At 56.5% G+C, this 13,986-nt stretch carries 9 protein-coding genes; 5 read left to right on the forward strand and 4 right to left on the reverse strand.

Features of this window, described 5'->3' with window-relative positions; all coding sequences use genetic code 11:
- Positions 1–269: 269 nt before the first annotated feature.
- The 3 genes from BKD70_RS00430 to BKD70_RS00440 all read left to right on the forward strand — a co-directional run bounded on the left by BKD70_RS00430 (position 270) and on the right by BKD70_RS00440 (position 7,568).
- The gene (locus tag BKD70_RS00430; protein WP_047273956.1) at positions 270–896 is read left to right on the forward strand and encodes a response regulator transcription factor; all 627 of its coding nucleotides are present in this window, start codon (positions 270–272) and stop codon (positions 894–896) included.
- Between the two features lie 8 nt (positions 897–904).
- On the forward strand, positions 905–4,519 hold the full coding sequence (locus tag BKD70_RS00435; protein WP_047273954.1) for a transporter substrate-binding domain-containing protein: 3,615 nt from the start codon (positions 905–907) through the stop codon (positions 4,517–4,519).
- Positions 4,520–4,616: 97 nt separating this feature from the next.
- Positions 4,617–7,568, forward strand: a complete 2,952-nt coding sequence (locus tag BKD70_RS00440) for an HD domain-containing phosphohydrolase (RefSeq protein WP_047273952.1) — start codon at positions 4,617–4,619, stop codon at positions 7,566–7,568.
- On the opposite strand, the gene BKD70_RS00445 is transcribed toward BKD70_RS00440, so the two are convergent.
- Both BKD70_RS00445 and BKD70_RS00450 read right to left on the reverse strand, forming a co-directional pair.
- Positions 7,565–8,047: a GAF domain-containing protein gene (locus BKD70_RS00445; protein ID WP_047273950.1), complete on the reverse strand. Its 483-nt coding sequence runs from the start codon at positions 8,045–8,047 to the stop codon at positions 7,565–7,567. The genes BKD70_RS00440 and BKD70_RS00445 overlap by 4 nt on opposite strands.
- Positions 8,040–8,933 (reverse strand): ATP-binding protein, encoded by an 894-nt coding sequence (locus BKD70_RS00450; RefSeq protein WP_047273949.1) that lies wholly within the window; start codon positions 8,931–8,933, stop codon positions 8,040–8,042. The genes BKD70_RS00445 and BKD70_RS00450 overlap by 8 nt, the downstream gene beginning before the upstream one ends.
- 165 nt (positions 8,934–9,098) lie before the next feature.
- Here BKD70_RS00450 and BKD70_RS00455 point away from each other — a divergent pair, with 165 nt between their 5' ends.
- Entirely contained in the window at positions 9,099–11,414 is a 2,316-nt protein-coding gene (locus tag BKD70_RS00455; protein ID WP_047273947.1) for a response regulator, read from the forward strand.
- A 28-nt stretch (positions 11,415–11,442) separates the two neighbouring features.
- Here BKD70_RS00455 and BKD70_RS00460 read toward each other — a convergent pair whose 3' ends face one another.
- On the reverse strand, positions 11,443–11,928 hold the full coding sequence (locus BKD70_RS00460; RefSeq protein WP_047273945.1) for a glutathione peroxidase: 486 nt from the start codon (positions 11,926–11,928) through the stop codon (positions 11,443–11,445).
- Positions 11,929–11,951: 23 nt separating this feature from the next.
- Positions 11,952–12,347 (reverse strand): peptide-methionine (R)-S-oxide reductase MsrB, encoded by a 396-nt coding sequence (msrB, locus tag BKD70_RS00465; RefSeq protein WP_047273943.1) that lies wholly within the window; start codon positions 12,345–12,347, stop codon positions 11,952–11,954.
- 218 nt (positions 12,348–12,565) lie between these two features.
- Here msrB and BKD70_RS00470 point away from each other — a divergent pair, with 218 nt between their 5' ends.
- Complete coding sequence (locus tag BKD70_RS00470) at positions 12,566–13,777, forward strand: pyridoxal phosphate-dependent aminotransferase (RefSeq protein WP_047273941.1); 1,212 nt, start codon at positions 12,566–12,568, stop codon at positions 13,775–13,777.
- Positions 13,778–13,986 lie beyond the last annotated feature (209 nt).

Consider the following 13,986-nt stretch of genomic DNA (forward strand, 5'->3'; position numbering starts at 1 on the left):
ATAAACACAACAACCAAATACCCCGACAGCATGTAGTACTTTTCCTTCATCACACTAAACAACTGCTTTAAACCCCAAACATTCAAGCCAAGAAACAGCCAATCCCTTCAACAACCGGCTCTTCGCCTATTCAACTAACCGTACTCTTGCGCCTTAATTTGCGTAGGAATTTTCCCATACTACGTTTGTAGGCCAAAGGGTTCGTGTGCCCACTCCTATAACTGAGCTATGGTGCGCGCTTTCTATACCGTGCTTAACAGGAATTAACTATGACCACCGTCTTTATTGTCGACGACCATCCGGTTATCCGGCTCGCGATTCGTATGTTGTTAGAACATGAAGGGTATGAAATAGTCGGCGAAACCGACAACGGCGTGGATGCAATGCAAATGGTGCGCGAGTGTGTTCCCGATTTGATCATTCTCGACATCAGCATCCCGAAACTCGACGGACTGGAAGTGCTTGCACGCTTTAATGCCATGAACTCAACCCTTAAAACGCTGGTCCTGACAGCGCAATCCCCCACCCTTTTTGCCATGCGCTGCATGCAATCCGGGGCTGCCGGGTATGTGTGCAAACAAGAAGAACTGAGTGAACTTGTCAGTGCAATAAAAGCGGTCTTCGCGGGCTACAATTATTTCCCCAGTCAAGCCCTGGCACCCGAGCGTCACGAGGACGGGGATTCTTCAGAAATCGAATTATTCAAATCGGTCAACGACCGGGAGCTGATGGTTTTGCAGTTATTTGCACAGGGCAAGACCAACAAGGAAATAGCCAAAGGCATGTTTCTAAGCAACAAAACCGTGAGCACTTACAAGAAAAGACTCATGCAAAAACTAAAAGCGAATTCATTGGTTGATCTTATCGAATTAGCCAAACGCAATTCTTTAGTGTGAGAAACAGGATGCCCACGCGGTTAATACACTTCCTTTCACTGATCACAGGTTTCATTCTGTGCTGGCCGGTATTGGTGCAGGCCAACGGCCGTGACAACTATTCATTGCTAAGCCGCTCGGGCATCTATTATCAGGAAGCGCTTCTCGATAAGAATCAACGTACCTGGTTGCAGGAAAAGCGCATATTGCGGGTGGGTATTTCATCGCCGGACTACCCGCCCTTTGACATGACCACCAGTGGTCAGGATTACGAAGGGCTTACTGCCGATTACACAGGGCTTTTGTCCAAGGCGCTCAACGTCTCTATCCGGGTTCAACGCTTCTCTACCCGAGAACAAGCGATTGATGCACTCGTGCAGGGCACCATTGATTTGCTCGGCACCTCAAATGGCTACGAAGCCACCAACCCCGACCTGGTCCTGTCCATTCCCTACGCGGTTGACCAACCTGTGCTGGTAAGCCGCGAAGGAGAAAATCGTTCGCTGACGCAAGGTCTGCAGGGCCTGCGCCTGAGCATGGTTTATCACTATTTGCCACTGGCGGATGTCAAAAAGCTGTATCCCAAGGCGATTGTCCAGTCCTACCCTTCCTATCAGAACGCAATAAATGCAGTGGCCTTTGATCAGGCCGACGTATTTCTTGGGGATACGATTTCAACGCACTACATGATTAACAAGGGCTATTTGAAGAACATCAAAATGGCCAACTTCAGCAAGCATGAAGCGTATGGTTTCAGTTTTGCCGTTCGCCGCGACAACCCCATGCTGCTGGACATTCTCAATACCACGCTGGCGGCCATCCCCAACAGCGAACGTGAAAGCATTGCCAAACGCTGGAGCGCAGGCAGCGACATCCTGCTCTCCGACCAAAAACTTCAATTGACCGAGCGCGAGGAACGCTGGCTGGCTAAACACCCCACGGTCAAAGTCGTGGTCAACGAAACCCTGGCCCCCCTCAGTTTTTTTGATGCGGAGGGTAATTTTCGGGGCATTACGGCAGATCTGCTGGAAATGATCCGACTGCGAACCGGCTTACGTTTCGAAATCCAGCGCACCCGCAGTCTGGGCAACATGATTGACATGATCCAGCATCACGAAACCGACATCATTTCAGCGATCAGTCCTTCGGTGTCCAGAGAGAGCCAGCTCAACTTCAGCCGCCCCTATCTTGAAAACTCATTTGTACTGGTGACTGAAAAAGGCCCCGATCACCCTTCAAATCTTGAACAACTGGCCGGTAAACGTCTCGCACTGACGCTGGGTAATCCACTCACCCCTTATCTTCGTAAAGAGTTCCCCGGTATTACGCTGGTAGAAACAGACGACATCTATCAGGCCACACAACTCGTGGCTGAAGGCAAAGTTGAGGGGGCGGTCAACACGCTGGTCATTGCCAACTACCTGCTGGCGTCTCAATTATTTCAGGACCGGTTACAAATCAGCGCGACCATTGGCACCCAACCAGCCACGTTCTCGTTAGCGACGGCCCGTGATGCCAGCGAGCTGAGCTCCATTCTGGATAAAGCGCTGCTCAGCATTGCGCCTGATGAGCTGGGCATTATCAACAGTCGATGGCGCGGGTATGTCCCGGCCTCTGACAGCTACTGGCGCAATTACCATCGACTGATTTATCAAATCATCATTGGCACCCTGCTTATGTTGCTGCTGTCACTGCTCTGGAACGCTTACATGCGTCGCCAGATCCAGCAACGCAAGCGTGCCGAGCGCGCCCTCAACGACCAGTTCGAATTCATGCGTGCGCTGGTCAATGAAACCCCCCACCCGATTTATGTACGCGACCGCGAGGGCGTACTGAAAACCTGCAACGACAGCTACCTGAAGACTTTTGCCGCCAAGCGCGAAGATGTGATCGGCAAAACGGTCATACAGACCCGGCGCGCCATCAGCAATGAACACGAGGCTCACGACTTTCAGTCAGATTATCTGCGTGTCATTCGAGAAGGCACGCCACTGATCATGGACCGCCAACTGCACGTAGGCGATCAAGCCATCACCATCTATCACTGGATACTGCCTTACCGGGATTCTCTGGGCGAGGTTCAGGGCGTCATCGGTGGCTGGATTGATATCAGTGACCGTCGCCAGTTGATGGACGAACTGCGGGCCGCCAAAGAGCGGGCCGACGAAGCAAACCGCGCCAAAAGTACTTTCCTGGCAACGATGAGCCACGAAATTCGCACCCCGATGAATGCCGTAATCGGCTTGCTGGAACTCACCCTCAAACGGGCCGACAAGGGGCAACTGGACAGGCCCTCCATCGAGGTGGCGTACAACTCGGCCAAAGATCTCCTGGAATTGATTGGTGACATCCTGGACATCGCCCGTATCGAATCCGGTCGGTTGAACCTGTCCGCCGAACGGGTCAATTTGCGCGAACTGGCCAACGCAGTCATTCGCGTGTTTGACGGCCTGGCCCGGCAAAAGAAACTGACCCTGGCTCTCCTATTCAATCCCGAACACGACGCCCCGGATGTCCTGATCGACCCTTTGCGCTTCAAACAGATCCTGACCAACCTGATCAGCAATGCCATCAAATTCACGGAACGAGGACAAGTCACGCTGCAAATGAATGTGCGACCAACCGAGGTTGCGGACCAGGTAGAACTGCAACTCAGCGTCCAAGACACGGGCATTGGCATTAACGAAGCCGATCAGGCCCGCTTGTTCCGACCTTTTTCCCAGGTTGAAAACACCGGGCAACTGGCCTTGGGAGGTGCCGGGCTGGGCCTGGTCATCTGCAGAAGCCTGTGCGAAATGATGGGCGGCACACTGGCACTCAGCAGTCAGCCGAACGTGGGGACGCAGGTACACATCACCCTGAAACTTCCTTCGTTGACGCCGTGCCTTGAGCAGGCGGAAAAAGAACCCGAAGTCGCCCAGAGCACACGCCCGCTAAACGTACTGGTCGTCGATGATCATCCGGCCAATCGCTTGCTGATGTGCCAGCAACTGGGGTTCCTGGGGCACATGTTTACGACTGCGCAGCACGGCGCTGCCGGACTGGAACTCTGGAAACAGGGCGCATTTGACGTCGTTATCGCGGACTGCAACATGCCCGTCATGAATGGGTATGACTTGACCCGGGCCATTCGCCATATCGAATACGTCGAACAACGCCCGCCTTGCGTGATATTGGGTTTTACAGCCAACGCGCAACCTGAAGAACGCCTTAATTGCCAGGATGCAGGCATGGACGACTGCATGTTCAAACCCATAAGCCTGACGTTGCTCAGCAAGCGGTTGAACGAGCTCAAACCGGTTTCAAACGAAGTCGCCTTCAACGTAGAAAGCCTTTACGCCCTGTCCGGCTCGGATCCGGTTCGAGTCAAACGCTTGCTCGAAGAGATCTTGCGCAGTAACCGCACTGACCTTGAGGAACTTCAAAAACTCCGTGCCGAAGACGGGTTGCCGCCGTTTTCAGAGTTGGCGCACCGCATCAAAGGCGCAGCACGAATTGTCAGTGCCCAGCTCTTGATTGCGCGATGCGAAGCACTTGAGCAGGCCGACCTGACGACCGTGGATGAGTGCTGCAACCAAGTGGTACACGCCATGACGTCGATGGAACAAACACTGCTCGCAGAACTTGAGAAACTGAACCACTGATCAACGGCTCCGCGCTGTGAACACAAAAAAAGCGCCGATTATTCGGCCCTACTATGCTTAAGGCGACCTGAGCATTGTTCACAGCGGAGACCCTTTCATGCCCACGACTGCGCCAGCCAGCAAGCGCCAGTTTCCGCTGCATGTGCACATCAGTGTGATGTTTACACTGCTTCTGATCGTGCTGGGCGTAACGCTGGGAATTTTCAATTATTTGCAAACCACGCGCATTATCCTCAACAGCAGCCAACAGCTGTTTCAGCAAATCGAGCGGGAGGTTCAGCAAGATTTACAACACACTTACCAACCGATTCGACATGCGTTAAGGCTGCTTGCCCTCAATGCCAATACGGGCATCGAAGGTTCAGAAAGCCGGATGGCGTTGTTGGAGCCCTTTGTCCAGACGCTAAAAGACAACCCTTCTCTGGCTGCGCTGTATCTGGGGGACGCGCAAGGGAATTTCTTTCTGGTCCGCCCACTGCGCTCGCAAGCCGCGAAGGACCGCCTCTCTGCCCCGTCATCAGCCACCTACGAAGCCTGGAATATTCAACGTTCGGGCCAGGACGCCGCCCCCCTGTCCCGGCACTTTTTCTACGATGACTCGCTGTCGCTGGTTGGCCAGCGTGACAAACCCGATGAGTCATACGACCCGCGCCAGCGCAGCTGGTTTATCCCCGCCAGGGGCATACACGACGAAATCACCACCAGCCCCTATCTGTTTTTCTCCACCCGCGAGGTGGGTACGACGGTGTCCAGACGCAGCTCCGCAAAAGTCGTCATCGGTGCCGACCTGACCCTCTCGCAATTGTCCGCCACACTCGCCCGACACAAAGTCACGCCTCACACAGAAATAGCCTTGTTCGATCAGGACAACACTGCCATTGCCTACCCTGATTATTCCCGTTTGATAGCGGCACCTGAATCCACTCAACTGCCTAAAGTCGAGCAGCTCAGTTCGGCCTTGAGCACATTGATCGCCCAACCTGGTACAGCCGGCGCTGAGCTGACGGCGGACCAACGGCAATGGATCGTGTCGCGAGCCGGGCTCACGGATGGTGCGCTTAATGGCCTGCAGTTAGCGCTGATGGTCCCCAAAGACGAATTGCTGGCCGATGCGTACCGATTACGCTGGCAAGGCGCCCTGGTTACGCTGGGTATTCTGTTGTTATGCCTGCCCGTGGGGTGGCTGGTGTCCCGAGTGCTGGTCAAGCCCCTGCGCAGGCTGGTGCAGGAAGCCGAAGCCATTCGCCGGTTCGACTTCAATTACCCCGCGAGCCCGCACTCGCCCGTGTTGGAGATTGATCAACTGGCGTCCTCCATGCGCCGCATGAAAGAAACCCTGGCCAGTTTTTTCGAAATCACCGCGAGCCTGTCGGCGCATACCCGGTTTGAACCGTTGCTGCAATCGGTCGTGCTGGAAACCATGAAAATCGCTCAAGCCCAGGCCGGGCTGATTTACCTGATAGACAACGATGGGCCTGAGCTTTCCCTCAAAGGCCTGATCATTGGCGATCAGCCCCGGGACGTGAACCTCCTGGAGGCAGCGATTAACGCGGACCCGCGCCAATACCCTGACTGGCTGCGCACGTTGCACCAAGGGGGCGATAGCGTGGTGTGTACGCTTAACCTTGAACAGGCGGGCATGCTGCACCCTGTGCTGCAAGCGCTAGACACCCACAGTGCGCATCTGCTTGGCATTCGGTTGCATAACCGCCACGGCGAAACTGTGGGCATGCTGGTGTTGCTGCTCAACAACAGTGACTCCACTGAAGACCGGGAACACCTGCGCCCTGACCGGATCGCCTTCATCCAAGCGGTGTCCGGGGCGGCAGCCGTGTCCATCGAGAGTCAGCGGTTACAGGCACGGCAAAAGCAGTTGCTCGACGCCTTCATTCAATTGCTGGCGGGCGCCATCGACGCTAAAAGCCCTTATACCGGGAGCCACTGTCAACGTGTGCCTGCCCTGACCCTGATGCTGGCGCAAGCCGCGTCCTCCAGTCAGTCACCCGAATTCGAGCATTACCGCCCCACCGACGAAGAATGGGAGGCGCTGCACATCGCGTCCTGGCTGCATGACTGCGGCAAAGTGACGACCCCCGAATACGTGGTGGACAAAGCCACCAAACTTGAAACGCTGTACGACCGCATTCATGAGGTACGCACGCGCTTCGAAGTGCTCAAGCGCGATGCATGGGTCAATTACTGGCAAGGTCGGGCACTGGGCGGCAACGATCAGCAACTGACTCAGATCCGCGAAGCGGTACTGGCCGCTCTGGATGACGATTTTGCCTTCGTCGCACGTTGCAATCTGGGGGGCGAGGCCATGGCCGAAGATGATCTGCAACGCCTGCAAACCATTGCCCTGCGTACCTGGACGCGCACACTGGATGACCGGCAGGGGGTCTCATGGGAAGAAAACAAACGCCAGACAACGCGTCAGGAACAGCCTTTGCCCGTGACCGAACCCTTGTTGGCCGACAAACCGGAACACCTGTTTGAGCGCAACGACTCCGAGCGGATTGAACCCGACAACGTCTGGGGTTTTCAATTGGACGTCCCTGCCTACAAATTCAATCGCGGCGAGCTGTACAACCTGAGTACAACCCGGGGGACGCTGACCCGGGAAGAGCGCTACATCATCAACAACCATATCGTGCAGACCATTCTGATGCTCAAGCACCTGCCCTTCCCCAGCTATCTGGGCAACATCGCTGAGATTGCGGGCGGCCATCACGAAAAAATGGACGGCACCGGGTATCCGAAACGGCTTAAGCGCGAAGAAATGAGCCTGGCGGCGCGGATGATGGCGATTGCCGATATCTTTGAAGCGTTAACCGCTTCGGATCGCCCCTACAAAAAGGGCAAAACACTGAGTGAAGCGCTGAGCATCATGGCAGCGATGTGCCACGACGCTCATATCGACCCGCACCTGTTCGCCCTGTTTATCCACGAACAGATTTTCATGCAATACGCCCGGCGCTTTCTTGAACCCGCGCAGATCGACGCGGTGGATGTCGACGCGTTGTTGCGCAAGGCCGGGCTTGCTGCTTAGCAGTCGCTCAAACGCAAAAAGATCGCCGCCAGCGCTTCAATGCCGACTTGATCCTGCTCGGTGAAACGGCCAATGCGTGGACTGTCCAGGTCCAGCACGCCAATCAGGCGACCGTCCTTGATCAACGGCACGACCAGCTCACTGTTCGACGCGCTGTCGCAGGCAATGTGGCCCGGGAACGCATGCACATCGTCAACCCGCTGAGTTTGACGGGTGGCAGCGGCTTCTCCGCAAACACCCCGCCCGAACGGGATGCGAACACAGGCGATCTGGCCCTGAAAAGGCCCCAGCACCAGTTCTTCATTACGGTTGAGGTAAAAACCGGCCCAGTTGAGGTCGTCCAGTTGATGAAACAAAAACGCCGAAAACTGCGAAGCATTGGCAATAAAGTCGCGTTCATCGGCCAGCAGCGATTCCAACTGCGCCGTTAACAGGGTGTAACCGTCCAGGCCTGCGCCTGTGGCGTTCAAATCAATCATTCGTTTGCTCCAGCAATTTCAATCCGACCCAGTAGCGCGCGAACTGGTAAGCGCAACGACCATTACGGTTGCCGCGCCCGGTCGCCCAACGCACTGCCAAAATATCCAGCGCTTGATCACGTTGCCACTGCAAACCGGCTTTGGTCGCCAATACGCCGATCCAGTGCTCAACCACGCTCAAAAAATGTTCTTGTGTGAACGGGTAAAACGACAGCCACAGACCAAAGCGGTCAGACAAGGCGATCTTGTCCTCCACGGCTTCGCTGGGGTGCAGTTCACCGTCCACGCGTTTCCAGTGTTCGTTATCGCTTTCTTGCTCCGGCACCAGGTGGCGGCGGTTTGAAGTGGCGTACAACAGGACGTTTTCCGGTGCCTGCTCCAGCGAGCCGTCCAGCACGCTCTTGAGCACTCGATAATCGCCCTCGCCCGCCTCAAACGACAAGTCATCACAAAACAGGACGAAACGCTGCTCCAGCCCCTGGAGGGCTTCAACCACCCTCGGCAGATCCGCCAGGTGATCGCGTTCGATTTCAATCAGGCGCAACCCCCGCGGGGCATATTCGGCCAACAGAGCGCGGATCAGCGAAGACTTGCCCGTGCCGCGCGAGCCCCAGAGCAATGCATGGTTGGCCGGTAAACCGTCAAGGAATTGCTGGGTGTTGCGCCCCAACTGATCGCGCTGCTTATCAATCCCGATCAAGTCGCTCAGGCGCATCTCAAGGCTGACGTCCAGCGCCTGCAAAAAACCCGTGCGGCCTTCTCGCTGCCAGCGAGCGGCGTAAGCATGCTGCCAGTCCACCGGCTCGCGGACGGCTGGCAACAAGGGCTCAATACGCGCCAGCACCGCGTCGGCACGCTCCAGAAAGGCATTCAGTTTAGAATCCACAACTTCTCCTCGGGCTGATACACAGGGTGCGCAGTGATCGAACGGGCATGGCGATCCATTCTCGACGTCACCGAAACCCGTCAGCAGGATGATCCCGGCACCGTGTGTCGGCTAACCTGTTAATCTCTGGTCCGGCGAAAAGAATGGAAACAGGTGCAGCACCCTATGGATATAAAACTCACCCACCGCCTGTCTTTCAAACAGGCGAGGCTGACAGTGCTGGTCGGCTTTGTATTGGGGACGCTGCTCAGCCTGCTACAAATTGGCATCGATTATGCCAGCGAAAACGCTGCCATCAATCGTGAAATCCAATCCTTGCTTGAGATCAGCCATAACCCGGCCTCACGCATTGCCTACAACCTCGACTCCGAACTGGCGCAGGAGCTGGTACTGGGGCTCTTGCGCTCGCCCGCCATCATTGGCGCGCAATTGAGTGACAACGACAAATCCATGCTGGCCTCGGTGCATGATCAGCCTGAAGACGGCCGCTATCGTACGCTGAGCGACTTTTTGTTCGGCGCCAACCGCTCATTCGATGACCGGCTCTACTTCAATCATTTGCCGGAACAAAGCGTGGGCGTGCTGCACCTTGAGGTGGACACTTATCCGTTTGGCAGCCGCTTCTTGCACCGGGCAGAAGTCACCCTGCTGACCGGCTTTGCCCGCAGCCTGATTTTGTCCGGGCTGCTGCTCGCGCTGTTTTACGTGATGCTGACCAAGCCTCTGGTGCGGGTGATTCGCGACCTGAGCAACAGCAAACCCGGTGATCCCAAACAATCGCGTATTGATTGCCCGCCCGGCCATGAGGACGACGAAATCGGGGTGCTGGTCGACGTCGCCAACCAGCAATTTGACGCCCTGGTGCGGGAAATCGACCACCGGCGCAGCGCCGAGAACCGCCTGACCGAGTACTTGGCGCAACTGGAACACATCGTGTCGGCCCGCACTCAGGAGCTCAAGGCGATCAACGCGCGGCTGACGCAATCCAATGAAGAGCTCGAAACCGCCCGCAGCACGGCGCTGGAGATGGCCCAGGCGCGCTCGGCGTTCCTCGCCAACATGAGCCACGAAATACGCACGCCGCTCAATGGCCTGCTGGGCATGCTGGCTTTGAGCCTGGACAGCCCGTTGAATGCCGAACAGCATCAGCAACTGTCGATCGCCCACGATTCGGGCAAAGTGCTGGTCGAACTGCTTAATGACATTCTCGACCTGTCGAAATTCGACGCGGGGCAACTGGAACTCGAACACATTGCGTTCGACCTCGGCGCACTGGTTGAAGACACGGCCAACCTGCTGTCGCAGAATGCCGCGCCAAGCGTGGAACTGACGTGCCTGATTGACCCGCACTTTCCGGCACTGGTGATCGGTGATCCGACACGAGTACGGCAAATCGTCAGCAACCTGCTCTCCAACGCGCTGAAGTTCACCCGCTTTGGGCGCGTGGATGTGCGTCTGCATGCAGAAAACGACCGGGTGCGCATCGAGGTGTGTGACACCGGCATTGGCATCGCCCGGGAAGCCCAGGCCAGAATATTCAAACCCTTTACCCAGGCCGGCGCAGGCATTACCCGGCAGTTTGGCGGCACAGGCTTGGGGCTGGCATTGACCAATAGCCTGTGCGAGGTCATGCAAGGGCGTCTGACCATTAGCTCCGAGGTGGGTTTTGGCAGCCAGTTCTGCGCCGACCTGCCGCTGCCCTGTCACACGCCGGCCCTTTCGCCCAAGCCATTGCAGGGCAAGGTCATTGCCGTCACCACCGCCAGCAGCGGCTTGTCTGAACTGCTTGGCAACCTGTTGCCGACCTGGGGGCTGAACTATCAACGTTTCTCGATCGACGACTCACTGGCAGGCATTGAGCCTGACCTGCTGATCACCGATTGTCCGGAATGCCTGTTTGGCTTGCGGCCCGCGATCAAAGCGCCGATTTTGCTGGTCACGGCGTATGGCAACTTCATGCCCGGCGACCAAGTGAATGCCCTTGCGCCCCTGCAACAAAAGGCCCGCCCGCTTTCGCGTAAAGCGCTCTATCAAAGCCTGCAGCACTTGCTGCAACACGACGATGACGAAGCCTTGAGCGTGCCGCCCAGCAGCCAGCCCACCGAACATCGGGCGCGAATCCTGCTGGTCGAAGACAACCCGGTCAACCAATTGGTGGCCAAAGGCATGTTGAGCAAATTGGGATGCGATGTCGCGGTTGCCGCCCACGGCGGCGAGGCCTTGAGTCAACTGGAGCAGCAGGACTTTGACCTGGTGCTGATGGATTGCAACATGCCAGTCATGGATGGTTATGAAGCCAGTCGGCAGATCCGCCAGAGTGAGCGCTGGCCGGACCTGCCGATTGTGGCCCTGACCGCCAACGCCATGCCCGAAGAGCGCGAGCGTTGCCGGGCAGCCGGTATGAACGACTATTTGGCCAAGCCTTTCCGCCGTGAAGAACTTGAGGCGCTGCTGGACACCTGGGTGCCCTTGACGCCTTGAAAGGTTGGCCCGGTGTCAGCAAGGACGCTTAGCCGAGAAGTGCTTCTATGTCGGGTTTCAAAGCGTTCGGCTTGGTCGGTGGGGCGTAACGCTTGATGGTCTGACCGTCGGCACTGATCAGAAACTTGGTGAAATTCCACTTGATGGCGGTGGAGCCCAGCAACCCCGGCGCCCGGGCCTTCAACGCCCTGAACAGCGGGTGCGCCTGGGCACCATTGACCTCGACTTTTTTGAACAGCGGGAAGCTCACGCCGTAATGGGTCTCGCAAAACTGCGAAATGGCCGCCTCGTCCCCCGGTTCCTGTTGCCCGAACTGGTTGCAAGGGAAGCCAAGAATCACCAAGCCACGATCCTTATACGCCTGCCACAGGGCTTCAAGGCCCTTGTATTGAGGCGTAAACCCGCAGTTGCTGGCGGTATTGACCACCAGCAGCGCTTTGCCATGGAAGTCGGCCAGGGTCTTTGTTTCCCCCGTCAGCGTAGTGCAAGGGATATTCAGCACGTTATCAGTCATGACGGCGCCTCGAAAAGTGATGGTCAGTCGCGCGGTACGAGATCCAGACACACCGAGTTGATGCAGTAACGTAGCCCTGTTGGCGGTGGGCCGTCGGGGAATACATGCCCCAGATGCGCGTCACACTTGGCGCACACCACTTCGGTGCGAATCATGCCGTGGCTCATGTCACGAATCTCAAGCATTGCACTTTCGCCAATCGGCTCATAGAAGCTCGGCCAGCCGCACCCCGAATCAAACTTGGCTGTTGAGTCAAACAAAGGCGCTTGGCAGCAGATGCAGTGGTAAACGCCATCTGTTTTGGTGGCGTTGTATTTGCCCGAAAACGGTCGCTCGGTGCCTTTAAGACGGCAGACGTTGTATTGCTCCGGGTCGAGCATGGCCTTCCACTCGTCCAGTGTTTTTTCCAACTTGTGCATGGTTATCCCTCTGTCACTGAAAAACCCCCGACCAGTGGCTTTTCCAGGGGTCGGGTGGCACGTATGATTGCGCCTCGTTAAACGCCAGTCTGGCACCCGCGTTATCCGCATTCAAACGGATTGTTGAAGCGACGCGGATTGCCGCTGTGTGAAGGCACAGAATTTCCCAGTCAGGCAACACCTCTGGCTGGATCGTTCATTTTCGGGATCACATCGCCATGCAGGTCAGCAAATCAAACAAGCTCGCCAACGTCTGTTATGACATTCGCGGCCCAGTGCTCAAGCACGCCAAACGCCTGGAAGAGGAAGGCCATCGCATCCTCAAGCTGAATATCGGCAACCCGGCGCCATTTGGTTTTGAAGCCCCGGATGAAATCCTCCAGGACGTGATCCGCAACCTGCCCACCGCGCAGGGCTACAGTGACTCCAAAGGCTTGTTCAGCGCGCGCAAGGCGGTGATGCAGTACTACCAGCAAAAACAGGTCGAAGGCGTCGGTATTGAAGACATCTACCTGGGCAACGGTGTGTCCGAGCTGATCGTGATGTCGCTGCAAGCACTGCTCAACAATGGCGATGAGGTGCTGGTCCCGGCCCCTGATTACCCGCTGTGGACCGCTGCGGTAACACTGGCAGGCGGCCATCCGGTGCACTACCTGTGCGACGAACAGGCCAACTGGTTCCCGGACCTGGCCGACATCAAGGCCAAAATTACTCCGAACACCAAGGCCATGGTCATCATCAACCCGAACAACCCGACGGGGGCGGTGTACTCCAAAGAAGTGCTGCAAGGCATGCTGGAAATCGCACGCCAACACAACCTCGTGGTGTTCTCTGATGAGATCTACGACAAGATCCTGTACGACGATGCCGTGCACATCTGTACGGCTTCGCTGGCCCCGGACGTCCTGTGCCTGACCTTCAATGGTTTGTCGAAATCCTATCGCGTCGCGGGCTTTCGCTCCGGCTGGATCGCCATTTCCGGCCCCAAACACAATGCCCAGAGCTACATTGAAGGCATCGACATGCTGGCCAACATGCGCCTGTGTGCCAACGTCCCGAGTCAGCATGCGATCCAGACGGCGCTGGGCGGTTATCAGAGTATTAATGACCTGGTGCTGCCTAACGGTCGCTTGCTCGAACAACGCAACCGCACTTGGGAGTTGCTCAACGATATCCCGGGCGTCAGTTGCGTGAAGCCCATGGGGGCCTTGTATGCCTTCCCGCGGATTGACCCTAAAGTCTGCCCGATCCTCAACGATGAGAAATTCGTCCTGGACCTGCTGCTTTCGGAAAAACTGCTGGTGGTGCAAGGCACGGCGTTTAACTGGCCGTGGCCCGATCATTTCCGTGTGGTCACGCTGCCACGGGTGGATGAACTGGACCAGGCGATCGGCAGAATCGGTAACTTCCTGAAAACCTACCGTCAGTAATTTCCCAACATGCTGTGCGACACATCAAATGTCGCACAGCATGTTTTGTATGAAATATTCTTCACCCGCCACATCCGCTCGCCTGCTGCCCCCCTCCCCGCACCTCGCTAAAATCGCCATGCCTTGTATTTATTGACCCGAAACCGAATTTTCGCGTCTAAAAAAAGTCAATCCGTATTAGGAAACGGCTTTCTTGCAACTAGAATCAG

It is taken from the genome of Pseudomonas sp. BS-2016 (assembly GCF_001806145.1).
Taxonomy (GTDB): Bacteria; Pseudomonadota; Gammaproteobacteria; order Pseudomonadales; family Pseudomonadaceae; genus Aquipseudomonas; species Aquipseudomonas lundensis.